This is a genomic window from Paracoccus homiensis (assembly GCF_900111675.1).
Lineage (GTDB): Bacteria > Pseudomonadota > Alphaproteobacteria > Rhodobacterales > Rhodobacteraceae > Paracoccus > Paracoccus homiensis.
Window position 1 is genome coordinate 90,179 of sequence record NZ_FOHO01000004.1, and the last position, 26,880, is coordinate 117,058.

Sequence of the window (26,880 nt, forward strand, 5' to 3'; positions counted from 1 at the left end):
CCCCGGCCGTCCGCTTCATATGGCCCTAACTTAGGGGGCCTTGGCCGTATCGACGAATTTTTGCAGGGCCTGCGTCATCTTGGCCATGAATTCGGCATCATCGTCGATGTCGAGATCGTCAAACATCTCAGCCGGTTCCTGCCAGGCGATCTTGGTTTCCCCGTCCTGGCTGTAGACAAGAACGCGTAGTGGCAGAAACAGTCCGGCGCGGGCGTCCTGTTGCTGCGGCAGGGTGCCCAGCTTGGGGTTGCCAAAAATCAGAAGCTGCGAATCCTCCAGCGGCAAATCGACCGAGGCCGCGCCCTTGGCGTGATCGACGCGCGCAAAGACTGTCGCGCCCGCACCCTCGACCGCGCTTTCCAGCCGGTCCATCACTTCGGGAACCGAACCTTCGGCAGCAACGGTTTCAATATCTGCCAGGGCAGGGGTCGCCAGACCCAGTGCAATGGCGGCGGTACAGATCAGTCTGCGCATCGAACTCTCCTTGTTTCGGGCAAGTCCACAACAATGCAGCACATTTCGCGGTTCCGGCAAACCAACATGGACGTGATCGGGCGCGGATTACCGCCGTCAGATCACAGTCACGTCCATGTCACCCAACCCGTCGATGGCAATCCTGATCCGATCCCCGCGATCGACCGCGCCGACGCCTGCCGGGGTGCCGGACAGGATCACGTCGCCCGCCGCCAGTTCGAAATACCGCGACAGATAGGCGATCATTTCGGGAACCTTCCAGATCATCTGGTCCAGATCGCCATCCTGCCGCAGCTCATCATTGATCCACAGGCGCAACGCGCCGCGATCGGGATGACCTATGCGGTCGGCGGGATGGATCAGGCCAACCGGGGCCGAGCCTTCGAAGGCCTTTGCGATTTCCCAAGGACGGCCCATCTTCTTTGCCTGCGCCTGCAGGTCGCGCCGCGTCATGTCCAGCGCCAGACCATAGCCAAACACGTGATCAAGCGCGTCGGCGACGGCAATGTCGCGCCCGCCGGATTTCAGCGCGACGGCCATTTCCGCCTCGTAGTGAACATCGCCGCTGTTGGGCGGATAGACGAACCGATCAGACGCGGTCAGGTTGTCGGGGTTCTTCTGAAAGAAGAAGGGCGGCTCGCGGTTCGGGTCATGCCCCATTTCGACGGCATGGGCAGCATAGTTGCGCCCGATGCAATAAACCCGCCGCACCGGAAACAACCCGTCCTGTCCCGCGACCGGGATCGCGACGGTTCGGGGCGGTGTGATCACATAATCGGCCATGCCTTGCGTCCTGTAAGATCCTGCTGGTCAAAGCTGTACGACCAGCAGGGCGGCAATCCAAGACCCAGGTCACTTTTGCCGATCGTCAATGGCATGGCGACGCATGACCTGGGCCGTATCATAGCCCGCCAGCCCCAGCGTCAACAGCACCACCGCGCCCAGATCCAGACGGGGCACATGCCACAACAGGATCACCAGAAACGCGCATAGGACGATAAAGGCCAGCAGGGCCAGGATACGGTCGATCATGTCGTTACCTCTGCGGTGCTGTCGTGAAACTGTTCCATCAGCCAATGCGCGACGCGCAGCAGCCGTGCATCCTCGCCCCGGCGGCCAATCAGTTGCACACCCATCGGCAACCCGTTTGCATCCGTCAGCAGCGGAAGGGTGATCGCGGGCACGCCGCACAGCGTCCAGGGACCGTTCATCGCGGGCGATCCTGTGCTGTTTTCCGAAAGCTCCGGCGCCGGGCCGGGCGAGGCCGGACACAGGATCGCGTCGCAGCGGGTCAGCAACTCATCCAACCCGGCATTCAGCACCTGACGCCAGTCCAGTGCCGCAAGATAGTCGCGTGCAAGGACCTGTTTGCCTTCGTCCAAGCCGTCGCGCAGCGTGTCAGACATCTGATCCCGCCCCTGATGTTCCAGCGCGTAATAGCATTTCGCCAGTTCGGCCAGATTGATGCGGCGGCGGATCTGGTCGGCCTCGGCAAAGACCGCGGGCAGATCGACCCGATGCGCGCGCCCCCCAAGCGCGTCGGTCAGTTCCCCCAACGCGTCCAGCATCACCTGCTGCGCACCGGGCAGCGCCACCACGGACAAAAGTGGCGGCAGGGGCGGGGCCTCGGACGCGGCCTGCGCCAGACGGGGCACGGGCTGCATCGCGGTGGCGCTGTCCTGCGGATCGTGCCCCGCCATGACCTCGGCCAGAAGCGCGGCGTCTTGCAGGTCGCGGCCAAAGGCACCGACGGTATCCAGAAACGGCGATTGCGGCAGAATACCGGTGCGTCCGATCAGGCCATAGCTAGGCTTGAACCCGACGATCCCGCAATAGGATGCGGGCCGTATGACCGACCCGCCGGTCTGGGTGCCGACCGCCAAGGGCACCTGACCAGAGGCCACCGCCACGGCCGACCCTGCGGACGACCCGCCCGGGCTGCGGGCCGGGTCATGCGGGTTGCGACTGTCCGAGGGGTGCATGAAGGCGCATTCCGTCGTCACGGTCTTGCCCAGAATGACCGCCCCCGCCGTGCGCAATCGTGCCACGACCAGCGCGTCCTGCGGCGGCACGCGCCCCTTGGCGATGGGGCTGCCGTATTCCGTGGGCATACCCGCCGTGTCGATCACATCCTTGATGCCCACCGGCACGCCATGCAGCACCCCGATCGCCGCGCCGGATTTTCGACGCTGATCCAACGCACGGGCCTGCGCCATGGCGTTCTGACCATCGACATAGGCCCATGCCCGCAACTGGGGTTCGGTCTGGGCAATGCGGTTCAGGCAGGCGGCGGTCGCGGCCTCGGCGGTGATCGCGCCCGATGCGATCAGATCGCGCAGCGCCACCGCCCCCAGACTTGCGGGATCAGGAGCCATAGATGAGGTTCGGAAGGACATAGACGATATCCGGATAGATATACATGATCGCCATGGCGATGAAGACCATGAACAGGAAGGGCATGACGCCCGCGAAGATCTGGGTCAGCTTGACCTCGGGTGGGGCGATGCCTTTCAGATAATAGGCCGACATGGCCATCGGCGGTGTCAGGAACGAGGTCTGCAGGTTCAGCGCGACGAGAATGCCGAAGAACAGCGGGTCGATATCGAACATCGGCAGCAATGGCAGGAAGATCGGTACGAAGATGATGATGATTTCGGACCATTCCAGCGGCCAGCCAAGCAGAAAGATGATCAGCTGCGCCAGAAGCAGGAATTGCAGCGGGGTCAGGTCCAGGCCGCTGACGAATTCCGAGATCACATGCTCGCCCCCCAGATAGGAAAATACCGACGAGAAGGTGTACGAGCCGACAAACAGCCAGCAGACCATCGCCGTCGTGCGCACGGTCAGATAGACGGATTCGCGCAGCCGCTGAAAAGTCATCGCGCGATAGACGATGGCCAGAACCATCCCGCCAAGCGCGCCGATGGCCGCGGCCTCGGTCGGTGTTGCCAGGCCGAACAGGATCGAGCCCAGCACCGCAAGGATCAGGAAGGCCAGCGGAAAGAACGAGGTCGCCAGCATCAACAACAGCTTGCCGGTCGAGACCGCAGGCACCTCATCCTCGGACGGGCGCGGCGCGACAGACGGTTGCAGGATCGAACGCCCGATCACATAGACCAGATACAGCCCGACCAGCACCAGTCCGGGCAGCATCGCGCCCGCGTAAAGCCGCACGATCGACACACCCGACGCCGCCGCATAGACGATCAGCATGATCGACGGCGGGATCAGAATCCCAAGCGTGCCACCCGCGCAGATGATGCCGCTGGCAAAGCGCGGGTCATAGCGCGCCTTCAGCATGGCCGGCAGCGCCAGCAGGCCCATCAGCGTGACCACCGCCCCGACGATGCCGGTGGCCGTCGCAAACAGCGCACATGTGATCAGCGCCGCCACGCCCATCGACCCCGGCATCCGCCGCGAGGCTACGGCCAGTGTCGAGAACAGCCGATCCACGATATTCGCGCGTTCGACGATATAGCCCATGAACAGGAACAGCGGCACGGCGGTCAGCACCTCGTTCGACATCACGGTATAGGTCTGGTTGATGAACAGGTCGAAGATGCGGTTGTTGTAAAACCCCTCCAGCCAGGCCCAGTTGTGGGTCAGCCAACTGGCATCCTCGGGCAGGCGGTCCATACCGCGCCACATCCGCGCGGCGTCGAAATAGGCGTAATAGCCAAAGCCGATGCCAAGGGCCATCAGGGTAAAGGCGATGGGAAAGCCCAGAAACACCAGAAAGATGAAAATGCCCAGCATGAACAGGGCGATTTGGGGGTCGGTCACGCGCGTCTCTCCGTGGTGGAATGGCCCATGTCACTCGACATGGATGCCGGCCCGCGGCGCCTGTTCGCGCAGCAGCAACTGTTCGGTTTCCTCGACATCCTCTTCGGCGGCGATCCAGACGCCGTCGCGCATCGCGATCACGCTGCGCAGCAACTGCGCGATGCCCTGAATGAACAACAGGATGCCCGCCGCCACGATCACGGTCTTGAACTGATAGATGGGGATGCCCGCGGGGCTGTTCACGCTGACCTCGCCATAGCGCCAGGACCGGCTGGCATATTTCCAGCCCGACAGGATCAGCGCGGTGACGCCGGGAAAGAAGAACAGCAGGTAAAGGACGAAATCGACCGCCCCCTGCACCCGAACGGGCCACAGGCGATACAGGAAGTCGCCGCGCACATGGCCGCCGCGCGACAGCGTATAGGCGCCCCCCATCATGAACAGCGTGCCATACATGATGAAGGATACATCCAGCGACCAGCTTGTCGGGCTGTTCAGCACATAGCGGACAAAGACCTCATAGCTGACACCGAAGGTCATCAGCATGATCAGCCAGGCAAATGTCTTGCCGAACCACGCCGACAGACGGTCGGCGAAACGAATGAATGCCAGCATGGAATTCCTTTCGGTCGACCCCGCCCGATACCGGACCGGGCGGGGGGTGACCTGCTTACAGCTTCAATTCGCCGGGAAAGAAATGCTCGTAGGCCAGGGCGTAATCGGGCTTATCCATCAATTCGTAATAGACGGTCCGCTTGACCCAGTCGCGCTGGCTGTCCATCACCTTCTTGATGAAGGGATCCTCTTCCAGCGTGGCGATCATGTCCGACCATGCCGTCAGCTGCGCCGACAGGATGTCGTCGGGCGTCTTGTGCACCGTCACCCCTGCTTCGCGCAGCTTCTGAAGATCGGCCGAATAGTTATCCAGCGCATAGGCGGTGTTATAGGTCGAGACCGCCTCGACCCCGTGTTCCAGAATTGCACGCAGGTCTTCGTCCAGCGTTTCGATCATGTCGCGGTTGAACAGGAACTCGAACGCCTCGGACGCCTGATGATAGCTGCCGAGGTAATAGTTCTTGGCGACATCCTGCGCCCCGAAACGCATGTCGGACGACGGGTTGTTGAATTCGAACGCGTCGATCACGCCCCGCTCCATCGCGGGCACGATCTCGCCGCCGGGCAACTGGGCGACGGACATGCCCATCGACTGCAACAGGTCCGCCGCAAGGCCGACGGTGCGATATTTCATGCCCTTGATGTCGTCGACGCCGCCGATCGGGTCCTTGAACCACCCGAAAGGCTGGGCGGGCATCGGAAATGCCATCAGCCCCACGACGTTCAGCCCCATCTGGTCCTGCGTCAATTCGCGATAAAGCTCGCGTCCGCCGCCCTGATAGAACCATGCCAGCATATTGGTCGGATCGCCGCCGAAAACCGGGCCGGTCCCGAACAGCGACGCCGCCTTGTTCTTACCATACCAATAGGCCGACACCGAATGGGCGATGTCGATCACGCCGTCGCTGACCCCATCCATCACCTGGAACGCGCCGACCACCGCGCCCGCGGGCAGAAGGTCGATCTTGATGCGACCGCCGGACATGGCTTCGACGCGGTCGACATATTGCTGGGCCATGGTCTGCCAGATGTCGGATGCGGGCCAGCTGGTCTGCATCTTCAGGACCATGGGCGACTGCCCCATGACCGCAGGCGCCGCCAGAAGCGAGCTTGCCGCTGCGCCCCCCGCGATGGCGCCGCCACGGCGCAGGAACGACCGGCGCGAAACCGGGCCCGATTTCTCGTGCTTGTTGGACATTTCTTCCTCCCTGAATGACCGGGGCCTCCTCCTGACCCTTTGGCTCATCACCGGGAAAGACTGCCCGCCAAAGCGGGTTTGTGGCAAGAACAAGTTTCACATCTATGACTTTTGGCGGTCACCGTCTTTCCAAAACAAGGTCTTGCTGCACATCGACCGTGCAGATCCTGCACCCGGCGGGACCGCCGCGCGACGCTCAACGCAACCGTGACCACGCGCCTGCCGGGCAGCGATTGCGCAAGGCGCGGGCGCGACATAACTGATGAAGATGGCTTTCCAGATCCTTCGCCCCATCGGTCCTGTCCTGCTGCTTGATGATGTCTCTGACGGGATGCTGCATCTGGCCGCGCTGTTCATTGTGCCAAAGGGTATCACCCCGCCCGCGATACATCTGCCTGGCGGTCAGGTCGCGCCGCAGGCGATTGCCGAATACGGGACGGCGACGGTCTGGCGGGCCCGGTTCGACCTGCCTGCCCATGCGGGCGCCTCTTATCATTGGAACGGAACCGACTATCCCGTCGCGGGGGACATGGCTGGCGACCTGCGGCTGGCCTATGTGTCCTGCAACGGCGAAGAGATCGGGGACATGGACCGCGAAGGGTCTGAACGAAACGCGATGTGGGCACGCTTGCGGACCGAACATCGCGACCGGCCCTTTGCGTTGCTGTTGCATGGTGGCGATCAGGTCTATGCCGATGAGGTGACGCATGGCCACACCCTGAGCCGGGACTGGCCCGACGAGGTTCCCGACGACCCCGCACCCGAGGCGCTGGCCGATCTGCGTGCACATCTGCGGGACCGTTTTCTGGAACGCTATGCCGCGCTGTATGCCGCCCCCGAACCGGCCTGGGTGATGGCGCGGGTGCCCTCGTTGATGCAATGGGACGATCATGACATCTGCGACGGCTGGGGATCGCTGCGGGCGTCGCGGACGCATTCGCAGGTCGGACAGGCGGTGTTCGCGGCCGCACGTCAGGCGTTTCTGCTGTTTCAACATGGCTGCACCGATAACGATCTGCCACGGCGCTTTGCCGATCCGCAGGGATCGCATCTGGGATGGCGTCTGCACCTGCCCGATCTGTCGATCATCGCGCCCGATCTGCGCAGTGAGCGCAGCCGCCGCAACATCATGGGGCAGGGCGGCTGGGACATGATGCAGGCCGAGGCGGACCGCGATGCCCCCGGACACAGGATGCTGATGTCCAGCGTGCCCTTGTTGGGGCCGCGCATGTCGCTGTTGGAGGCGGTGATGGTCGCGATCCCGCGGATGCAGAAATACGAAGACGATCTGCGCGACCAATGGCAAAGCCGCGCCCATCGCCGCGAATGGCGGCGGATGCTGCGGTTGGTTCGCGACATGATCCGCAAAAAGGGGCAATCGGTGACCGCCCTGTCGGGCGAGATCCACCTTGCCACCCGCGCGGTGATGGATCTGGGGCCGGACGGACAGCTGCATCAGTTGGTCGCGTCGGGGATTGCGCATCGCGCCCCGCCAAGGGGCTGGGCCCGGTTTCTGGGGGCATTGTCCTTTCTGGGCGAAGATCCGTTGCCCGAAAACCCGATCCGGATCAGGGCGTTGCCCGGTCAGGCCCATCGCTATACCGCCGAGCGCAACTACCTGACGCTGGATCGTCGCGACGGCAGATGGAGCGCCGAATGGGAACTGGAAGACAGCGGCAGGACACCGCCCCTGGCGTTGTAGCCTAGTCGGTCGCCCCAAAGCTGCCCCATCCGTAATGGTCCAGATGTTCGATCCAAAGCGTGGCGCCGTCATCGCGGAACCTGACCAACGAGACCGACCCCGGCGGTTCGTTTTCCGACAGGGGGCGCACGGCAAAGCTGTCGCCGTCCCAATGCTGCATGGGCCATTCCAGCCCCGCAGGTCCAAGCCTCAGGATCAGCCCGTCATCGGTCTGTGCGACGGTCGCTGCCCCGAAATATGCATTCTCATAGTGGCCGAGATACCGCGTTGCCGGGCCTGCGGGGGTGGGGTCTTTAGCCGGCCCTTCTGCCGCCAGATGCAGGAACGGCGCCGATAGCGGGGCCATGAAAGGCTGATAGGCCGCCAGCCAGTCACGGCTGTCGGTCCCGATCTCGACCCTGTCCAGAAAGCTTGCCGCAATAGCCTCGGCGGCGCCGACCGGCGGCGCGTTGGTCAGGACGACAATGCCCAGATCAAGATCCGGGATCAGCGAAACATTCGTCGAGGCCCCCAGAGCAAAACCCCCGGAATGACTGATCGCGACGCGCCCCGTTGCCCGCGTGGCGACATTGAAGCCGTAACCATAGATGCCGGGCCGGGCGGCAACCGCCATCGGTTTTTCGGTCACCTTCTGGGGCGTGATCGCGTCGGTCAGTGCCCCATCGGCCCGCAGCACCATCGCCATCCAGCGCGCCATGTCCGCAGCGCTGGAACTGACTCCCCCGGCGGGGCTTTGGGCATCGGGCTGGCGCTGATCGGTCGGGACATAGCCCTGTGCACCCGCCATATGCGGCAGCGCGCGGTTGTCGCGGGCAAGGTAATCGGCATGGCGCGAACTGGTCCGGGTCATGCCAAGCGGATCATACAATACCGATTGCGACAGGCTGGCCCAATCGCTGTCGGCGGCGGCGGCCACGGCCTCGGCCGCGGCGGTCAGCCCAAAATTGGTATAGGCGTAATGGTTTCGAAACGCCCGCTGCGGCAAAAGATGCAGCCGTTCCAGAACCTGTCGGCGATCATAGCCGATATCCTCAAGATCGTCGCCCGCATGATCCGGCAGACCCGAGCGATGGGCATAAAGATCGCCGATGGTGACATGTCGGCTGATCCAGGGATCACCCAGATCAAACCAGGGCAGCGATTGGTGCACCGGCATGTCCCAGGCTGCCATCCCGGCATCAACCTGCCGCGCCACGACCGATGCGCCGATCGGCTTCGAAACCGAGGCAAGCAGGAACACCGTATCGGCATCGACCGGCTGATCGGCCCCGACCTGCCGGGTGCCAAAGCCCTTGGCATAGACGGTCTGGCCACGATGAACGACGGCAATGGCAAGACCGGGGATGTCGCTGCGGCGCCTTATGTCTTCGGCAAGATCATCCAGCGACGCAAGGGCCTGTTCCACACGCTGATCCGGCACGGGCAGGAACACGGTCATCGGTGGTGCCGGTGCCGGATCGGGCAGCACCAGGGCGGTCTGTGCGACGCAACCGCCCGCAAGGGTCACCCCCCACAGAAAAGCCAGGACAATCGCGCCAACCTTCCGTGTCGCGCCCCAGCCCACCTTTGATACCACCCTCGCGGAATGACCCTGTCGCATGATGCCACCAATTCTGCCCTTCGGATCCGTGGTCAGGATCCCCGGACTTAGCTATTGAAGCAATGGTCTTAACAAAACGCTACCAAATGGCGAAACGGGCCTGATCAGATGGCGGGATCGGCTGTGGGGACGGCCCGTGTGTCCGGCTTTTCGCGCAGCATCAGCATGGCCGGGGTCACGATCAGGGTCAGGATCGTCGCGATCACAAGGCCGCCCGCGATCGCGCTGGACAGCTCGGTCCAGTATTGGGTCGAAGGGGCGCCGAACACGATATCGCGGCCGATGAAGTCGATATTCATCCCCAGAACCATCGGCATCAGCCCCAGCGCGGTCGTGATCGAGGTCAGCAGAACGGGCCGGAAACGCTGTGCGCCGGTGCGCAGGGCGGCCTCTAGCGGGGAAAGTCCGTTGCGGCGCAGATCGTTATAGGTGTCGATCAGGACGATGTTGTTGTTCACCACGATCCCGGCCAGCGCGATCACCCCGACCCCGCCCATGACGATGCCGAAGGGCCGCCCGGTCACGATCAGGCCCAACAGCACCCCAGCGACCGAAAAGACGATCGCGCTCATCACGACGAAGGATTGGTAGAGGCTGTTGAACTGCACGACAAGGATCATGAACATCAACGTGATGGCGGCGATGAATGCGGACATCAAGAAGATCATCGATTCCTGTTGATCCTCCGCCTCGCCCGCGAATTCATAGCTGGCCGAGGCCGGTAGTTCGATCTGTTCCAGCGCCGCGCGAAGGGCCAGGACCTGATCATTGACCAGAAGCCCCGGCGCGACATTCGCCTCGATCGTGGTGACGCGCTGTTCATCGACGCGGCGGATGACGCCGACCCGCTCGACCGGTTCGAATGTCACGAAATTCGAAACCGGCACCAACCCTGCCGATGTGGGCACGCGCAGGTTTCCAAGCTCGGACAAGGATCTGGAATCGCTGGGAAATCGAACCCTGATATCCAGTTCGTCATCGGCATCAGAGGGGCGGTAATCGGTAACGGTGATCCCTTGCGTCAACAATTGCACCGCCTGGCCCAGCAGGCTGACATCGGCCCCGTATCGCGCGGCCTCGGCCCGGTTCACATTCACCGCAACCTCGACGCCGGGCAGGGGCATCGTGTCGGTCACATCGGTAAAACCGCCCAGCCGATCCATGCTGTCCAGCACCATTTGAACCGCAGCGGCCTGTTCCGGCGGTGTCGCGGCCGAGACGCGCAGATTGACCGGCTTGCCGCTGGTCGGGCCGCCGCTTTCGGTTTCGACCTGACTGTCGATCCCGGCAATATCTGCGGTGGCATCGCGGATCTCTGTCCCGATCTCGTCGGCCTTGCGACGGATCTGCCAATCCATCAGGTCCAGCTGAATCGTGCCGATCACATCCTCGTCGCCGCCGCTCGCGCTCATGGTCGAGCGGGCATAGACGCTTTCGACGCCCTCGGTCCCGATGATGCGATCCTCGACCTTGCGCACCAGCGCGTCGCGTTCATAGATCGACAGATTGTCGCGCGCGCGAACCTGCACCTGCATGAACTCTGGCTCGACCGAGGGAAAGAACGACACCCCCCGCCCGAACTGCCCGTAAAGGGTAAAGGCCCCCAACAGCAGCGCCAAAGCCAGAACCGCGGTCGTCCAGGGCCGCAGGATCGCCCGTTCCAGCAGGCGGATATAGGCGCCGGTCAACCCGCCGATCTGCCGCGGATCGCCATGTTCGGCGGCGTGCAGCGCGGCCTTGGCCTTTGCCGTCTGGGGCTGGTTGCGACCAATGACGCTGCCCAGCACAGGGATGAAGATCAGCGCCATGAACAGCGACGCGGTCAGTGTCAGGATGACCGTGATCGGCAGGTATTTCATGAATTGCCCGATCAGCCCGGTCCAGAACAGCAATGGGAAGAACACGCTTAGCGTCGTCGCGGTTGAGGCGATGATCGGCCAGGCCATCCGCTTGGCGGCATGGGCATAGGCCTGACGCGGGGTGTCGCCTTCCTGCAGGCGCCGGTCGGCAAGTTCGACCGTGACGATGGCCCCGTCGACCAACATGCCCACGACAAGGATCAGAGCGAACAGCACCACGATATTCATGGTGTATCCCATCGCCCAGATCACCGCGACACCAGCCAGGAACGCCCCCGGAATCGCCAGCCCGACCAGAATGGCCGATCGCGGCCCCAGCGCAAAGACGATGACGATCATGACCAGCATGATCGCGGCCATCACGTTCGCCTCCAGATCGGACAGCAGGGTCTTCACCTGTTCAGACTGATCCTGCAGATAGGTCACGCGCAGATTGTCGGGCCAGTCGGCGCGCATCTCGTCGATGACGGCTTTCGTCGCCTCGACCGTGTCGATGATGTTCGCGCCCGATCGTTTCGTGACCTCCAGCGCCAATGAGGGCTGACCGTCGATCCTTGCATAGCCGGTCGGATCCTCGAAGGTCCGCCGTACGGTGGCGACATCGGCAAAGGTCACGACCGTCGTGCCATCCACCTTGATCGGCATCGCCATGACATCGGCCAGATCCTCGATCAGGCCGGGAACCTTCAGAACGATGCGCCCGCCGCCGGTTTCGATGGCGCCCGCCGCGATCAGCTGATTGTTGCGCTGCAACTGGCTGGCCAGCCCCTCGAAGCTGAGATTGTAGGTCTGAAATACCGTCGGATCGATCAGCACTTCCAGAAATTCGTCGCGCGCACCGCCGATATCGACTTCCAGAATGCCCGGAAGGGCCTCAAGACGGTCCTGCACCTCTTCGGCGATATCGTTCAGCGTACGCTCGGGCAGGGGGCCCGACAGGACGGCGGTGATGATCGGGAACAGGGCGGTGTTGATTTCAGTGACGTTCAGATCGGTCGCGTCTTCGGGCAGCTCGTTCTCGACCGTGTCGGCGGCCTCGCGGACCTTGTCCAGCGCCTCGTCGATATCGCCGCCGGCCGCAAATTCCAGCTGAACGCTGGCAAACCCCTCGGTCGCCTCCGAGGACATCTGCTCAAGCCCTTCGATGGCGCCGAACTCGGCTTCCATCGGCTTGATCAGCAGGCGTTCGGCATCCGATGGGCTGATCCCGTCCAGTGTCGTGCTGACATAGACAAGCGGCAGGGGCACCTCGGGGTTGGCCTCTTTCGGGATCGAGACATAGGCGACGGCGCCGACCGTCAGCACCATGACCAGCAGGATCATGACCGCCCGGCCGCGCGAAAAAGCGGCGTCGATCAACGTGTTCATTGGCCTGTCTCGACCAGTTCGCGGGCGTCCTGAACCAGCGCCGACTGGGCATCTTCGTCCGTCGCGGGTGTCGCGCTGACCTGTTCTCCGTCCTGAACAAAGCCCTGCCCGACGGTGATGATCGTGACTTCGGCCGGAAGCCCCGTGACCCAGATCCCGTCCAGTTCCGTCTTCACGATTTCGATGGGAAAGAAGGCAACACGTTCATCCTGAACGGTTTTCACGCCCAGTTGGCCCTGTGCGTCCAGCGATACGATGGAGGGCGCGATGCGATGTGCGGTGGCGGTCCCGGTCGGGATCGTCACCTGCGCGGAAACCCCCGCCGGGATGGCGCGATCCGCGTTCGCGACCTCGATCTCGGTCAGGAAGGTCCGCGTTTCCGAGGCCGCGGCCGCACCGACAAAGGCGACGGTGCCTTCGCGTGTCTGACCCGTGATGAAGTTGACCTGTGCCGCCTGTCCTGCCTTGATCCGGTTCAGGGCCTGCTGCGGCACCTGAATCGCGATGGTCAGCGGATCATTGTCCACCACCCGCGCCAATGTCGTTCCGGTCGCGACATATTCACCGACGCTTGCCGGCAGGCTTTCGATCCGGCCCGAAAACGGTGCCTCGATCACAAGGTTCCTGATCGCTTCCTCGGCAGCGGCCACATCCGCCTCGGCGGCGGCCAGATCGGCACGCGCGTCCGACAGCCGGTCGCGGGTTGCGACACCCCGGTCAAACAATTGCGTCGCATTATCGATTTCGCGCTGCGCATTGGCGCGCTGCTCTTGCGCCTGGGTCAGCGCCGCATCGGCCCGCACCGAATCCAGCCGGGCGACGATCTGACCCGCCTGCACAAGGTCACCTTTCTGGACCGGCATGTCGATGACCGTGCCCGAGGTTTCTGCGATCACCTCGGTGTCGCGATCAGGCAATGCCTGACCCTCGGCCCGGTAGTTCAGCGTGACCGGACTTGCGGTCGATTGCATCACCAGAACCGAGGTCGGCGCAACCTCGGTCGTGGCGGCCTGGTTTGACACGGATTTTTCGGGCATCACCATGCCGCTGGCCATCCAGCCGACAATCAGGATGACAAGCAGCACTGCGATCCAGAACGGCCGCGATGATCCACGATCGGTCTGGAAGGCCAAGGTCGTTCTGTCAGATCGATCACTCATCGGACGCAGCTTATCCATGCTTCAATGAAAAAACTTTGCAGCTGTTTTCATATAGACACAGGGATGACAGACAAGCACTTCGGTCCTTTTGTACCCAATTGTGACCGTCAAGAGGCAAGTAATTGATCAAAATTCTAGGGATTTGCGCATCAGGCAGTAGTCTAATGTTCCATAACTATGTTTATAATAAAATCTCACGCAGGCAGTCCGACAGGATTGTTGTCAACTGACACAGCTGATTTGTCGGCGCGGGCTTGACCCATTGCGATTGTTTCTTGGGGATGCACCCGACAGGACGGTCGCAAACCGGAAACTTGCCTATCTGCCGGATCAAGCGCCGTCTGAATTTATCCGCAGCTGCGTCTTGCTCTGGCTTGACTTGGGTCGCGAAAAAGTTCCATCTGACGCGGCTGGTGCCCGTCAACGCGGGTGAAAAGGGAATGCGCGGCCACCTGTAGCAGGGTCGGCAAAGCGCAGCCGCCCCCGCGACCGTAAGCGGAAAAGGGTGCAGATCGCCACTGGCCTGATGGCTGGGAAGGCATTGCACCTGCCGGGATCACGTCCCGATTTTCGTCAGCCGGGAGACCTGCCAGCACAAGACGACTGAAACCGGACGGGGTGTGCCGGGGGTCGGGGTGAACCCTGCCTCTGGGTTGCATTCCGTCTGTGCACCCTGCCCCACGATATGGGCATGACTGCATGGACGATCTGACCAAGCCGCCATCGACTGAACTTCTGGTCTGCGTGACCTGTCGCCGCGCGGGGGCCGTGCCCGTCGATGATCGCCGCCCCGGTCGTGCGCTTTATGATCAGATCACCGCGCTGGACCTTCCGCCGGGTCTGCGTGTGACCCCGACTGAATGCCTACAGAATTGCGATCACGGCTGCACCGTTGCGCTGCGGGGCGGGGACGCGAAATGGACCTATGTCTTTGCCAATGTCGATGATCAGGCCCATCCGCAGATGATCCTGGACGGCGCCGCCCAATATCATGCGGCAGAGGACGGCGTGATCCCCTGGCGCCAGCGGCCCGAACATTTCAAGCGCAACTGCATCGCCCGCATCCCCCCGAATACCGATCCAAGGAACGACTGACATGAGCAATCTGGTGAAACTTCCGGTGACGATCGTCACAGGCTTTCTGGGGTCGGGCAAGACGACGCTGATCTCGCATCTGATGCGCAATCCGGGTGGGCGCAGGCTTGCCGTCATTGTCAATGAATTCGGCGATGTCGGTGTCGATGGCGAGATCCTGAAAAGCTGTGCGATTCCCGATTGCCCGGCAGAGAATATCGTCGAACTGGCCAATGGCTGTATCTGCTGCACCGTCGCCGATGATTTCATTCCGACCATCCAGGCGCTGATGGCGCTGGACCCGCGTCCCGACCACATCCTGATCGAAACCAGTGGCCTTGCCCTGCCCAAGCCTTTACTGAAGGCGTTCGACTGGCAGGATATCAGGTCGCGCATCACGGTCGATGGCGTCATCGCGCTGGCCGATGCCGAGGCGGTCGCAGCGGGCCGTTTCGCGCCGAATGTGGCTGCGGTGGATGCGCAGCGTCTGGCGGATGACAGTCTGGATCACGACACCCCCCTGTCCGAGGTGTTCGAAGATCAGATCGCCTGCGCCGATATCGTCCTGCTGACCAAGCCCGATCTGGCAGGTCCGGAAGGCGTCGCCCGCGCCAAGGCCGAAATCGCGGCTCATGCGCCGCGTGCGCTGCCCGTGATCGAGGTTGCCGAGGGCGCGGTCGATCCGCGCGTGATCCTAGGCCTCGGTGCCGCGGCCGAGGATGATCTGGACGCCCGCCCCAGCCACCACGACGCGGCCCATGACCACGATCACGAGGATTTCGAGACCATCGTGGTCGATATCCCGGAACTGGAGGATGCGCAGGACCTGGTGCGCGCCATCGAAGGGCTGGCAATGTCGCACAACATCCTGCGGATCAAGGGCTATGCCGCCGTTCGTGGCAAGCCCGCACGCCTGCTGGTGCAGGCGGTCGGCGCACGGGTCCGGCATCAATATGACCGCATGTGGACCCCGTCCGAGGGGCGTCGGGGCAGGTTGGTCGTGATCGCCGAACATGACGATATCCGGCCCGTCGAAATCCATGCCGCGCTGAACCGGATCGGCGCGAAGGTTGCCGGCTGACCCGTCATGCATGTCGTTTTCCGCGAAAGTCACGGTCTGGAAGACAGCGCGACCCCGAAGGATCTGGAACAGGATCCGGCGGATCTGATCGTGCTGTCCTATTCCGACAGTGATCTGAGTGCCTTCGCTTCGGCCTGGCATCGCGGAAAGGGTGCCCTGCCCTCGTTGCGACTGGCAAATCTTGCGGATCTGCGGCACCCGCTGTCGGTCGATACCTATCTGGAGCGTACGGTATCGGGGGCAAGGGCGGTGCTGCTGCGCCTGATCGGTGGCGTGCCCTATTGGGAATACGGTCTGGCGCAATTGCACGAACTGGCAAAACGCCGGGGGATCGCGCTGGCCGTGCTGGCGGCGGACGGGCGGCCGGATGGCCGGCTGGATCGTGCCTCGACGCTGCCGGTTCCGGTGCTGCGGCGTCTTGCGCGGCTTTGCGATGCGGGTGGCGCGGACGCGGCACATGGCGCATTGGCCGAACTTGCCCATGCGGCGGGATTGCAGGCCTGTGCCGAACCGTCCGCGCCCGCCCTGCCCGATGCCGCGGGCTGGAGCCCGCATGACGGCGTCTGCGATCCTGTGCCCATGCCTGCGACCAAGAGCAAACCGCGCATCGTGATCGTCTTTTACCGATCCTATGTCGTCTCGGCCGATCTTGCCCCGATCGCCGCCCTGTTCCGGGCTTTCGGCGATCATGGCTGCGAGGTTCGGGCGCTTTTCCTGCCCTCGTTGAAATCACCCCGTCACGCCGGTTGGCTGCGTCAGCAGATTGCCGATCTTGCGCCCGATGCGATCGTCAATGCGACCGCTTTCAGCGGCAAGGGCACGGACGGGGCCTCGCCCCTTGATGCCGGGGATGTGCCGGTGTTTCAGGTCGCGCTGGCCACATCGGATCACGCGGCCTGGCAGGGTTCGGCCCGGGGCTTGTCGCCTGCCGATCTGGCGATGCATGTCGTCCTGCCCGAGGTCGATGGCCGCATCTTTGCCGGGGCAATTTCGTTCAAGGAGGCCGGGCAGCGCGATACCGACCTGCAATTTTCGCGCGTGATCCATCGCCCCGATCCGTCGCTGGTATCGCAGGCCGTGCGGCGGGTGATGGGCTGGTTGCATCTGTCGGCCCTGCCGCGCCAGGAACGTCGCGTTGCGCTGATCCTGTCCACCTACCCGGGCAAGACCTGGAACCTGGGCCACGCGGTCGGGCTGGATGCCCCGGCGTCGGCCCGCGCGATCCTTCAGGATCTGGGCGCTGCGGGCTATGCCACCGGGGACATCGCAGACGATCTGGACCAGCGTCTGCAACACGCGCATATCGACTGGCCCCTGTCCGATTACCGCCACGCGCTGACCAGCCTGCCTGCGGCGCTGCGCGATGCGCTGCATGACTGCTGGGGCGCGCCGGAATCTGACCCCGCGATCAGCGATGGCGCGTTTCGTTTCGCGGCGATCCGCTGCGGCAATGCCATCGTCGCCCTGCAGCCTGAACGCGGCGACCCTGCCCTTCGCGGCGATGAATATCACGATCTGGCCCGCACGCCACGGCATGCCTATGTCGCCTTCTATCTGTGGCTTGCGCAGCAGGTCGACGCGATCGTTCACATCGGTGCCCATGGCACGCTGGAATGGTTGCCGGGAAAATCGGTTGCGCTGTCGGATGCCTGCTGGCCACAGGCCCTGGCCGGCGACATGCCGATCCTTTATCCCTTCATCGTCAACGATCCGGGCGAAGCCGCACAGGCCAAGCGCCGCATCGGGGCCGTCACGCTGGGACATGTCCCGCCACCCCTGCGACAGGCCGCGACGCCCGACCGGCTGGCCTTTCTCGAGGCGCTGCTGGACGAGTTTTCCAACGCCGACGGACTGGATCCGCGCCGCCGCGACAGGTTGCAGGACGACATCAGGTCCGAGGCGCAAACCCTTGGTCTGGAAGATGATCTTGGCTTGCATCGCGCAAGCTCGACCGCCGAGGCGATCACCCGCATCGACCGGTTCGTCTGCGATGTGAAAGACAGCCAGTTCGGCGAGGGGCTGCATATCTGGGGGCGTCAGGCTGGCAACCAGTCCGATCCCGCCTTCCACCACGCGGTCGCACAGGAAAGCCATGCGCTGATCCATGCGCTGGACGGGCGTTTCATTCCCGGCGGGCCGGCAGGCTCGCCCTATCGGGGGCGGCGCGACGTGCTGCCGACGGGGCGCAACCTGTTCTGCACCGATCCCCGTGCCGTGCCCAGCCGCGCCGCCCATGCCCAAGGGATGACGCTGGCGGATGAACTGATCCGCCGCCATCTGCAGGACCACGGCGACTGGCCGCGCAACCTGATCGTCGATCTGTGGGGCTCGGCCACGATGCGCACAGCGGGCGAGGAATTTGCCATGGCGCTGCATCTGCTGGGTGTGCGTCCGGTCTGGGATCCGGGTTCGGAACGGGTGTCGGGCTTCGAAATCCTGCCCATCGCCGAACTGGACCGCCCCCGGCTGGATGTAACCCTGCGCGTATCGGGTCTGTTCCGCGACGTGTTTCCGACCCTGTCGGCGCTGTTTGCCAAGGCGGTTCGCGCCCTTGCCGCCCGTGACGAGGCCCCGGACTGGAACCCCTTTGTCGCGCGGGATGGGCTGGCGCGCGTCTATGGTCCCGCGCCGGGCAGTTTCGGCTTGCAGATGGCCGATTTTCTGCACCGCTATGACGATCAGGCCCGCCACGATGCCGGGCAGGCCTGGCTTGCGGCCTCGGGCTGGGCGCTGGATGGCGATCATGCGGTGCCGGATCGGGACGGTATCGCCGGGCGCGTCGCAGCCGCAGACGCCTTTGTCCACTTGCAGGACCTGCCCGAGACCGACCTGCTGCTGGCCTCGGACTATGCCGCGCACGAGGCCGGGTTCGCGGCCGCGAACGCCGTGGAAGGTGGCCGGGCCGCGCTGTATCATCTGGACAGCACCGATCCGTCGCGCCCCCGCGCGCGCGACCTGCGCGAAGAGATTGCCCGCGTCGTGCAGGCCCGTGCGGCCAACCCGGACTGGATCGCGGGCATGCGCGCGCATGGGTTTCGCGGCGCAGCCGAAATCGCGGCGACGCTGGATCACATGGCCGCCTTCGCGCATCTGGCAGGCGTTGTCGGGCCACATCTGTTCGATCTGTATCACGACGCCACATTGGGCGATCCCTGCACCCATCGGTTCCTGCAAGAGGCCAATCCCGGTGCCTTCGCGGCGATGCAGGATCAGTTTCAGGCCCTGATGCGGGCCGGTCTGTGGCAGACGCGGCGCAACTCGATCCGCGCGACCGTGGCCGAGGGCGCGGCATGAGCGGCCCGGTCATCAAAGGCTGGTGCCCCGGTGCCTACAGGCCCATGATGTCGGGTGACGGGCTGATCCTGCGGGTGCGCCCGTTTCGCAGTCAGCTTGATCCCACGCAGGTCGCCGTGCTGTGCGATCTGGCCGAGGATCTGGGCCACGGCACGCTGGATCTGACCTCGCGCGCGAATATCCAGATCCGCGGGCTGACCGAGGCGGGGCACGACAGCGCCCTGCAACGCCTGATGGCCGCGCGGCTTCTGGACCCCGATCCCGCGACCGAGGCCCGGCGCAACATCGTGATGCACCCGGATCACCGCCCCGGCGAGCTGACCGACCGGCTGTACCTGGCGCTTTGCACGGGGCTGGGGTCGCTGCCGGAACTGCCGGGCAAGATGGGCTTTGCGCTGGATACCGGGGCATATGCGATGCTGGGCGCGGCATCGGCCGATTTCAGGTTTGAATTGTCGCGGGACGGGCAGCTGATCCTGCGGGCCGACGGGGCCGAACGGGGCCGCCCGGTCACGCCGGAACAGGCGGTGCCTGCCCTTGCCGAGATGGCCCGTTGGTTCGTGGACAGCGACGGCCCCGCGTCGGGCCGGATGGCACGTCATCTGCGGCACGCCGACATGCCCGCAATGTGGCAGCAGACCGCGCCACGCCCGCAATCGCCCGCCCCGCAGCCCGGACCCTGGGGCGCCGGAACAATCCTGGGCGCCGCCTTCGGTGCGATCCCGGCGGATGCGCTGCGTCGGCTGATGCGGGACAGTGACGCGCGTCAGATGCGATTGATACCGGATCGGCTGTTCTGGCTGACCGGTGCGCGCGATGTCATCGCCCCGGGTTTCATCCAGACGCCCAACGCGCCCCTGCTGGCCGCCCATGCCTGCCCCGGTGCGCCCCATTGTAGGCAGGCCAGCGTCGCAACCCGCGATCTGGCGCGGCGACTGGCCCCGCATATCCGTGGCGGGCTGCATGTATCGGGCTGTGCCAAGGGCTGCGCCCTGTCCCGCGCCGCGCGCCTGACCCTGACCGGTCGCGACGGGCGCTTTGACCTGATCGACAATGGCCGGGCTTGGGATCAGCCCAGCCAGCGTGGCCTTGATCCCGCCCAATTATGCGAAATCTACGAGTGTCCGTGAATGCCATATGATTACGAAAAGGACGGGGCCGCGATTTATCGCCAAAGCTTCGCGACCATCCGCGCCGAGGCCGATCTGGCCCGCTTTGACCCCGCCGAGGAACAGGTCGCAGTCCGCATGATCCATGCCGCCGGGATGGTCGGCCTAGAGGAACATATCCGCTTTTCGCCGGGCTTCGTTCAGACGGCGCGGTCGGCCTTGCAGGGCGGTGCGCCGATCCTGTGCGATGCGCGGATGGTTTCGGAAGGTGTGACCCGCCCGCGCCTGCCCGCAGAGAACGCGGTGATCTGCACGCTGCACAACCCCGCCGTGGTGCAGATGGCCGCTGATCTGGGCAACACACGCTCGGCCGCGGCGCTGGAATTGTGGCGGCCGCATCTGGCCGGTGCGCTGGTGGCGATCGGCAATGCGCCGACGGCGCTGTTTCATCTGCTGAACATGCTGCAGGACCCCGACTGCCCGCGCCCCGCCGCGATCATCGGCTGCCCGGTGGGCTTTGTCGGCGCAATGGAAAGCAAGTCCGCGCTTTGGGCCGATCAGCCGGTGCCGTGCTGCATCGTCGCAGGGCGACTGGGTGGCAGCGCCATCACCGTCGCCGCCATCAACGCCATCGCGAGCCGCGCCGAATGAACATCACCGCGACAAAGCCGGGAACGATCTGGGGTGTCGGGCTTGGTCCGGGCGATCCGGACCTGATGTCGGTGCGCGCCCACCGCCTGTTGGGGCAGGCCCGCCATGTGGCCTATTTCCGCAAGAAGGGCCGCCCCGGCCATGCCCGCTGCATCGTCGAGGGCCTGCTGCCGCCCGATGTGCGGGAAATCGCGATGGAGTATCCGGTCACGACCGAAATCCCGCTGACCGATCCGCGCTACAACGCCCTGCTGTCGGCATTCTACGCCGATTGCGCGGCGCAGTTGCGCGCCTTGTCGCAGGCCGGACAAGAGGTTCTGGTCCTGGCCGAGGGCGACCCGTTCTTCTACGGCTCGTTCATGCATCTTTACGACCGGCTGCGCGATGCTGTGCCGGTTCGGGTCGTGCCCGCGATCACCGGCATGTCTGCGGCATGGGCCGCGACGGGTCAGCCGATCACATGGGGCGATGATGTGATGGCGACGCTGATGGGCACCCTGCCCGAAGATGATCTGGTTGATCGCATGTGCCGGGCCGATGCGCTGGTCGTGATGAAGATCGGCCGCAATATCGACAAGATCCGCCGCGCCCTGCGCCGCGCGGGCCGTTTCGATGCCGCCTGGCTGGTCGAGTACGCCGCGATGCCGAACCAGACCGTCCAGAAACTGTCCGAGGCCGAGGGCCGCGTCACCCCCTATTTCTCGATCGTGATCGTGCATGGTCAGGGCAGGCGGCCATGACCGGACGACTGGTCATCGCCGGACTTGGCCCCGGCGCCGAAACCCTGATCACCCCCGAGGTGACGCAGGCGCTGGCTGATGCCAGCGATATCGTCGGCTATATCCCCTATGTCGCCCGGATTGCGCCGCGCCCCGGCCTGACCCTGCATCCCAGCGACAATCGTGTGGAAATCGACCGGGCACGACACGCCCTGACGATGGCCAGCGACGGGCGGCAGGTCGTGGTCGTGTCATCCGGCGATCCCGGCGTCTTCGCCATGGCGGCGGCGGTTTTCGAGGCGGTCGAGAACGGCCCTGCGGCATGGCGCGATCTGGACATTCAGGTGCTGCCCGGCATCACCGCCATGCTTGCGGCGGCGGCACGGGCCGGTGCGCCGCTTGGCCATGATTTCTGCGCGATCAACCTGTCGGACAACCTGAAGCCCTGGCCACTGATCGAGCGTCGCCTGCGTCTGGCCGCCGAGGGCGATTTCGCGATGGCCTTCTACAACCCCCGCTCGACCTCGCGCCCGGCGGGCTTTGCCCGCGCCTTGGAGGTGCTGACCGCATGCTGCGGCGATGATCGCCCGGTGATCTTCGCCCGCGCCGTGTCAACCCCCGAGGAACGGATCAGCGTCGTCCCCCTGCCCCAATGTCGCCCCGAGATGGCCGATATGCGGACGGTCGTGATCGTCGGGTCATCGACAACGCGCGTCATCGCGCGGGCGGGTGTGCCCCTTGTCTATACCCCCCGCAAGGTGGGGCCATGACCCAGCCAGTCGATCACTTCGGCAATCGTTTCGACCTGCGGCCGCTGCGGAATGGCGGGGCGCTGGATCATGACGACCGGCAGGCCCAGTTGCCGCGCGGCGATGATCTTGGCCATGGCACCGGTCCCACCCGAATTCTTGGACAGGATCAGATCGATCCGGTGCCGACGCAACAGGGCAAGATCGCCTTCGACCGTAAAGGGACCACGGTCGATGATCGCATGGTGATCGGGAAAGCCGGGCGTTTGGCGTGGCGGATCGACCAGCCGCAGCAGGTAGAAATGCTGCGACTGCGGCTGAAATTCGGGCAGATGCATCCGCCCCACCGCCAGCATGACCCGGCGCGGCGGACCCGCCAGCGCCTGAACTGCTGTGGCGATGTCGGGCACCTTGATCCAGCGATCTTCTGGCTGTTCCTGCCACGGCGGACGTGTCAGCGCGATCAACGGCACCCCAACCTGTCGGCAGGCCGCGACGGCGTTGCCGCTGATCGTCGCGGCAAAGGGATGTGTGGCGTCGACGACATGGGTGATCGCGTTCTGGCGCAGGTAGTCGGCCAGCGCCGCCACGCCGCCGAAACCGCCGACCCGCATCGGCAAGCCCTGCCGCGCCGGATCGGCCACCCGCCCGGCCAAGGACACGGTGCCCGCGATGCCGGCCTGATCCAGATGATGCCCCAGCCGCGTTCCCTCGGTCGTGCCGCCCAGCAACAACAGGTTTGGTCGCATGTCTGAAGATCCGTGGCTGACAATCATTGGCGTGGGCGAAGATGGCCCGGACGGGCTTTCGACCGCAAGCCGCGCCGCGCTGGAATCGGCGGAAATCATCATGGGCCCGCCCCGGCATCTGGCCTTGTTGCCCTACGCAACGGCCACGCGGATCGCATGGCCGGTGCCGTTCAGCGAGGGGATCGAACGGCTGCTGGATCTGCGTGGCAGGCGGGTCGCGGTTCTGGCATCGGGCGATCCATTCTGGTTCGGCGCGGGCACGGTTCTGGCAACGCGGCTGTCTGTCGGTGAATGGCGGGCGTTGCCGGGGCGGTCCACCTTCTCGCTGGCGGCGGCGCAACTGGGATGGGGGCTGGAAACGACGATCTGTCTTGGCCTGCATGCCGCGCCCCTGTCCCGCCTGCGCCCGCATCTGTCGCCCGGCCAGCGTATTATCGCCCTGCTGCGCGACGGACAGGCGGTGCGCGATCTGGCGGCCTATCTGCGGATGCAGGGCTTCGGCACCTCGGCGCTGACGGTGATGCAGGCACTTGGCGGCCCGGCACAGGCGGTCATCCGCGCGCTGGCCGATACGCTGCCGGATCGCGATTTCGGCCACCCGGTCTGCGTCGCGATCCATGTCGCGGGGGACGGCGCGTCGCTGCCCCTGGCATCGGGGCGCGACGACACGTGGTTCGACCATGACGGCCAGATCACGAAACGCCCGATCCGCGCCCTGACCCTGTCGGCGCTGGCCCCGCGCGCAGGGCAGCATCTGTGGGATATCGGCGGCGGATCGGGCTCGGTCGCGATCGAGTGGCTGATGAGCGATCCTTCGCTGCGGGCCACCAGCATCGAGCCGCGCCCGGATCGCGCCGACCGCATCGCGGCGAATGCCGCACGGCTGGGGATGGACCGACTGCATGTGGTCACCGGCCACGCCCCCGCCGTCCTGCGTGATCTGGATCGTCCCGACGCGGTGTTTATCGGCGGCGGATTGTCGGACCCGCTGTTGGACTGGCTGGGCACGCATCTGCCGCCCGGCACCCGGATCGTTGCCAATGCCGTGACCCTGGAATCCGAGGCGATGTTGACGCAGACCCATATCCGGCTGGGCGGCGATCTGCTGCGCATCGAGATGGCTGTCGCGACGCCGATCGGATCGCGTCGCGGCTGGAAAGCCAGCTATCCGATCACCCAATGGAGCCATGTTCTATGATCGTCGCCGGGTTCGGATTTCGCCGTGACGCCACGGATGACAGCCTGCGCGAGGCCTTGTTGCGGGCGACGGGCGATCTGCGGATCGACGCGCTGGCAACGGTTGCGGACAAGGCCAGCGCGCCGGCCTTGATCCGGCTGGCCGATCAGTTGGGCCTGCGTTTGTATCCCATCGCCCCGGACCGGATCGTGACGCAGGACACTGTCACCCGCTCGGCCAGGGTTTCGGCCCGACGTGGCACCGGCTCGGTGGCCGAGGCCGCAGCGCTGGCCGCCACCGATCCCGATGGCCGCCTGATCGGGGCGCGTCATGTGTCCCGCGACGGGATGGCCTGTTGCGCCCTGGCCCGGAAAGGCACGCCATGACCGTTCACTTCATCGGCGCCGGTCCCGGCGCGCCCGACCTGCTGACGCTGCGGGCCCGCGACCTGATCGCTGCAAGCCCGATCTGCCTTTATGCCGGATCCCTGGTGCCGGCGGATATCCTGTCGCATTGTCCGAAGGGCGCGCGTGTGGTGAATACCGCCCCCCTGTCGCTGGACCAGATCATCGAGGAATGCGTTCAGGCCCATGCACAGGGGCTGGATGTCGCGCGGCTGCATTCGGGCGATCTGTCGATCTGGTCCGCGATGGGCGAACAACTGCGCCGCCTGCGCGATCTGGGCATCCCTGTATCGGTCACCCCCGGCGTGCCTGCCTTTGCCGCCGCCGCCGCCGCGTTGCAGACGGAACTGACCCTGCCCGGACTTGCGCAATCGGTGGTGCTGACACGCACGCCGGGCCGCGCCTCGGCCATGCCCGAGGGCGAGGATCTGGCGAATTTCGCCCGAACCGGTGCCACGCTGGCGATCCATCTGTCGATCCAGAATCTGAATGGCGTGGTTGGGCGATTACTGCCCTACTATGGCGCGGATTGCCCTGTCGCGGTTGTCTATCGGGCCAGCTGGCCCGATCAGCGCATCATCCGCGGACATCTGCGGGACATCGGCGACAGGATGGACGGTTCGGTGACGCGCACCGCGCTGATCCTTGTCGGTCCGGCCCTTGTGGGCGAGGGCTTCGAGGACAGCTGTCTTTACGCCGCCGCATATGACCGCCGCTATCGTCCGCAGGGCGACACCAGCGTCTGGCATGGCTGGTCGCCCGAACAGGAAGGGACGCGTCATGATTAATCCGCCCGGACTGATGATCTCGGCCCCGTCATCGGGGACCGGCAAGACGACCGTGATGCTGGGCCTGCTGCGGGCCTTGTCGGATGATGGCATCACCGTGCAGCCCTTCAAATCCGGCCCCGATTACATCGACCCGGCCTTTCATCGCGCGGCCAGCGGGCGGGCCAGTTTCAACCTGGATCTGTGGGCGATGGGCCCGCAGTTGTGGCAGGGCATCGCGGCGCAGGCGGCGGGGGCCGATCTGTGCATCGGCGAGGGCTCGATGGGGCTGTATGACGGTGTCGCCACGCGCGGCCAGCAGGGCTTTGGCAGCAGCGCCGAAACCGCAAGGCGCATGGGCTGGCCGGTGGTTCTGGTGCTGGATGTCAGCGGTCAGGCCCAGTCGGCCGCCGCGACCGCGCTGGGGTTTCGCAGCTACATGCCGGACCTGCCCTTTGCCGGGGTCATCCTGAACCGCGTCGCCTCGGCCCGCCATGAACGACTGGCGCGTCTGGGGATGGAACAGGCGGGGCTGCCGGTTCTGGGTGTCCTGCCCCGTCGCGGCGACCTGACCTTGCCAGAACGGCATCTGGGCCTGATCCAGGCGGTCGAACATCCGGATCTGGATAGCGCCATCGCCGGTTACGCCGATTTCCTGCGTCAGCATGTCGATCTGTCCGCCATCGTGGCCGCCGCGCGCAGCAACGATCATCCACTGACGCGCGCCCCGCTGACCCCGCCCCCGGCCCAACGCATCGCTTTGGCGCGGGATGCGGCCTTTTCCTTTACCTATCCGCATATCCTTCAGGGTTGGCACGACGCAGGGGCCGAGATCCTGCCCTTTTCGCCACTGGCTGATGAGGCCCCCGATCCCGATTGCGATCTGGTCTGGCTGCCCGGCGGATATCCCGAACTGCATGCGGGGGCCTTGGCGGCGGCGGACCGGTTCCGCGACGCGCTGCACCGACATGCGGCGACTAAACCAGTTCACGGCGAATGCGGCGGCTACATGGCGCTTGGCACCGCGCTGATCGACAAGGACGGGCACCGGCATCAGATGGCCGGGCTTCTGGGTCTTGTGACCAGCTATCACAGGCGCAAGCTGCATCTGGGCTATCGGCGCGCGACCCTGCACCACCCGATCCCCGGACATGCGGCAGGTGCGGTCCTGCGCGGGCACGAGTTTCGCTATTCCACCATCCTCGATCAACCCGACCCGGCCCTGGCCCTGATCGCTGATGCCGATGGCGCGACCGTCGCGCAGACCGGATCGGCCCTTGGTCATGTCACCGGAACCTTCTTTCACCTTCTGGCCCCGGAAGAGGCCCGATGACACGAAATCACCCC

At 64.9% G+C, this 26,880-nt stretch carries 23 protein-coding genes and 1 riboswitch; of the genes, 12 read left to right on the forward strand and 11 right to left on the reverse strand.

Features of this window, described 5'->3' with window-relative positions:
- Positions 1-30: 30 nt before the first annotated feature.
- The 7 genes from BMX67_RS07220 to BMX67_RS07250 all read right to left on the reverse strand — a co-directional run bounded on the left by BMX67_RS07220 (position 31) and on the right by BMX67_RS07250 (position 6,070).
- Positions 31-474 (reverse strand): DUF302 domain-containing protein, encoded by a 444-nt coding sequence (locus BMX67_RS07220; protein WP_090733699.1) that lies wholly within the window; start codon positions 472-474, stop codon positions 31-33.
- Between the two features lie 96 nt (positions 475-570).
- Positions 571-1,257 carry a fumarylacetoacetate hydrolase family protein gene (locus BMX67_RS07225; protein WP_090733700.1) on the reverse strand — a complete coding sequence of 229 codons (687 nt, stop codon included), beginning with the start codon at positions 1,255-1,257 and terminating at the stop codon, positions 571-573.
- Between the two features lie 69 nt (positions 1,258-1,326).
- Positions 1,327-1,506: a hypothetical protein gene (locus tag BMX67_RS07230; RefSeq protein ID WP_090733702.1), complete on the reverse strand. Its 180-nt coding sequence runs from the start codon at positions 1,504-1,506 to the stop codon at positions 1,327-1,329.
- Entirely contained in the window at positions 1,503-2,849 is a 1,347-nt protein-coding gene (locus BMX67_RS07235) for an amidase (protein ID WP_090733704.1), read from the reverse strand. Before BMX67_RS07235 ends, BMX67_RS07230 begins: the two co-directional genes overlap by 4 nt.
- The gene (locus BMX67_RS07240) at positions 2,839-4,257 is read right to left on the reverse strand and encodes a TRAP transporter large permease (protein ID WP_090733706.1); all 1,419 of its coding nucleotides are present in this window, start codon (positions 4,255-4,257) and stop codon (positions 2,839-2,841) included. Before BMX67_RS07240 ends, BMX67_RS07235 begins: the two co-directional genes overlap by 11 nt.
- A 30-nt stretch (positions 4,258-4,287) precedes the next feature.
- Complete coding sequence (locus tag BMX67_RS07245; protein WP_090733708.1) at positions 4,288-4,872, reverse strand: TRAP transporter small permease subunit; 585 nt, start codon at positions 4,870-4,872, stop codon at positions 4,288-4,290.
- A gap of 55 nt (positions 4,873-4,927) precedes the next feature.
- Positions 4,928-6,070 (reverse strand): TRAP transporter substrate-binding protein, encoded by a 1,143-nt coding sequence (locus tag BMX67_RS07250; protein ID WP_090733709.1) that lies wholly within the window; start codon positions 6,068-6,070, stop codon positions 4,928-4,930.
- A gap of 262 nt (positions 6,071-6,332) precedes the next feature.
- Here BMX67_RS07250 and BMX67_RS07255 point away from each other — a divergent pair, with 262 nt between their 5' ends.
- Positions 6,333-7,772, forward strand: a complete 1,440-nt coding sequence (locus BMX67_RS07255) for an alkaline phosphatase D family protein (protein ID WP_217645803.1) — start codon at positions 6,333-6,335, stop codon at positions 7,770-7,772.
- A gap of 1 nt (position 7,773) precedes the next feature.
- Here the strand turns inward: BMX67_RS07255 and BMX67_RS07260 are convergent, their stop codons facing one another.
- The 3 genes from BMX67_RS07260 to BMX67_RS07270 all read right to left on the reverse strand — a co-directional run bounded on the left by BMX67_RS07260 (position 7,774) and on the right by BMX67_RS07270 (position 13,759).
- Entirely contained in the window at positions 7,774-9,279 is a 1,506-nt protein-coding gene (locus BMX67_RS07260; RefSeq protein ID WP_217645805.1) for a serine hydrolase, read from the reverse strand.
- 197 nt (positions 9,280-9,476) lie between these two features.
- Positions 9,477-12,599 carry an efflux RND transporter permease subunit gene (locus BMX67_RS07265; protein WP_090733712.1) on the reverse strand — a complete coding sequence of 1,041 codons (3,123 nt, stop codon included), beginning with the start codon at positions 12,597-12,599 and terminating at the stop codon, positions 9,477-9,479.
- Positions 12,596-13,759 (reverse strand): efflux RND transporter periplasmic adaptor subunit, encoded by a 1,164-nt coding sequence (locus BMX67_RS07270; protein ID WP_090734029.1) that lies wholly within the window; start codon positions 13,757-13,759, stop codon positions 12,596-12,598. Before BMX67_RS07270 ends, BMX67_RS07265 begins: the two co-directional genes overlap by 4 nt.
- A 395-nt stretch (positions 13,760-14,154) precedes the next feature.
- A riboswitch (cobalamin riboswitch) is annotated at positions 14,155-14,367 on the forward strand.
- A 91-nt stretch (positions 14,368-14,458) separates the two neighbouring features.
- Between BMX67_RS07270 and BMX67_RS07275 the strand changes: the two genes are divergently transcribed.
- Genes BMX67_RS07275 through cobJ form a run of 7 tightly spaced genes read left to right on the forward strand, consistent with a single transcriptional unit; the run spans position 14,459 to position 22,457 of the window.
- Positions 14,459-14,854, forward strand: a complete 396-nt coding sequence (locus BMX67_RS07275; protein ID WP_090733714.1) for a DUF1636 family protein — start codon at positions 14,459-14,461, stop codon at positions 14,852-14,854.
- A 1-nt stretch (position 14,855) separates the two neighbouring features.
- Positions 14,856-15,914, forward strand: a complete 1,059-nt coding sequence (gene cobW, locus BMX67_RS07280) for a cobalamin biosynthesis protein CobW (RefSeq protein ID WP_090733716.1) — start codon at positions 14,856-14,858, stop codon at positions 15,912-15,914.
- A 6-nt stretch (positions 15,915-15,920) separates the two neighbouring features.
- Complete coding sequence (gene cobN, locus BMX67_RS07285; protein ID WP_090733717.1) at positions 15,921-19,208, forward strand: cobaltochelatase subunit CobN; 3,288 nt, start codon at positions 15,921-15,923, stop codon at positions 19,206-19,208.
- Complete coding sequence (locus BMX67_RS07290; RefSeq protein WP_090733719.1) at positions 19,205-20,338, forward strand: hypothetical protein; 1,134 nt, start codon at positions 19,205-19,207, stop codon at positions 20,336-20,338. Before cobN ends, BMX67_RS07290 begins: the two co-directional genes overlap by 4 nt.
- Positions 20,339-20,968: a precorrin-8X methylmutase gene (locus tag BMX67_RS07295; RefSeq protein WP_090733720.1), complete on the forward strand. Its 630-nt coding sequence runs from the start codon at positions 20,339-20,341 to the stop codon at positions 20,966-20,968. It abuts the gene before it with no gap.
- Entirely contained in the window at positions 20,965-21,708 is a 744-nt protein-coding gene (locus tag BMX67_RS07300; protein ID WP_090733722.1) for a precorrin-2 C(20)-methyltransferase, read from the forward strand. Before BMX67_RS07295 ends, BMX67_RS07300 begins: the two co-directional genes overlap by 4 nt.
- A complete protein-coding gene (gene cobJ / locus BMX67_RS07305) occupies positions 21,705-22,457 on the forward strand; it encodes a precorrin-3B C(17)-methyltransferase (protein WP_090733723.1) in 753 nt (250 codons plus the stop codon). Before BMX67_RS07300 ends, cobJ begins: the two co-directional genes overlap by 4 nt.
- On the opposite strand, the gene BMX67_RS07310 is transcribed toward cobJ, so the two are convergent.
- A complete protein-coding gene (locus BMX67_RS07310; RefSeq protein WP_090733725.1) occupies positions 22,430-23,185 on the reverse strand; it encodes a cobalt-precorrin-6A reductase in 756 nt (251 codons plus the stop codon). The genes cobJ and BMX67_RS07310 overlap by 28 nt on opposite strands.
- Between BMX67_RS07310 and cbiE the strand changes: the two genes are divergently transcribed.
- From cbiE to BMX67_RS07330, 4 genes are read left to right on the forward strand one after another with little or no spacing between them, the layout of a single operon-like run.
- Entirely contained in the window at positions 23,184-24,383 is a 1,200-nt protein-coding gene (gene cbiE / locus BMX67_RS07315) for a precorrin-6y C5,15-methyltransferase (decarboxylating) subunit CbiE (protein WP_090733726.1), read from the forward strand. The genes BMX67_RS07310 and cbiE overlap by 2 nt on opposite strands.
- On the forward strand, positions 24,380-24,748 hold the full coding sequence (locus BMX67_RS07320; protein ID WP_090733727.1) for a cobalamin biosynthesis protein: 369 nt from the start codon (positions 24,380-24,382) through the stop codon (positions 24,746-24,748). Before cbiE ends, BMX67_RS07320 begins: the two co-directional genes overlap by 4 nt.
- Positions 24,745-25,554, forward strand: coding sequence for a precorrin-4 C(11)-methyltransferase (gene cobM / locus BMX67_RS07325; protein ID WP_090733729.1), 810 nt, complete (start codon positions 24,745-24,747; stop codon positions 25,552-25,554). The genes BMX67_RS07320 and cobM overlap by 4 nt, the downstream gene beginning before the upstream one ends.
- Positions 25,547-26,866, forward strand: a complete 1,320-nt coding sequence (locus BMX67_RS07330; RefSeq protein ID WP_175479840.1) for a cobyrinic acid a,c-diamide synthase CobB — start codon at positions 25,547-25,549, stop codon at positions 26,864-26,866. The genes cobM and BMX67_RS07330 overlap by 8 nt, the downstream gene beginning before the upstream one ends.
- Positions 26,867-26,880 lie beyond the last annotated feature (14 nt).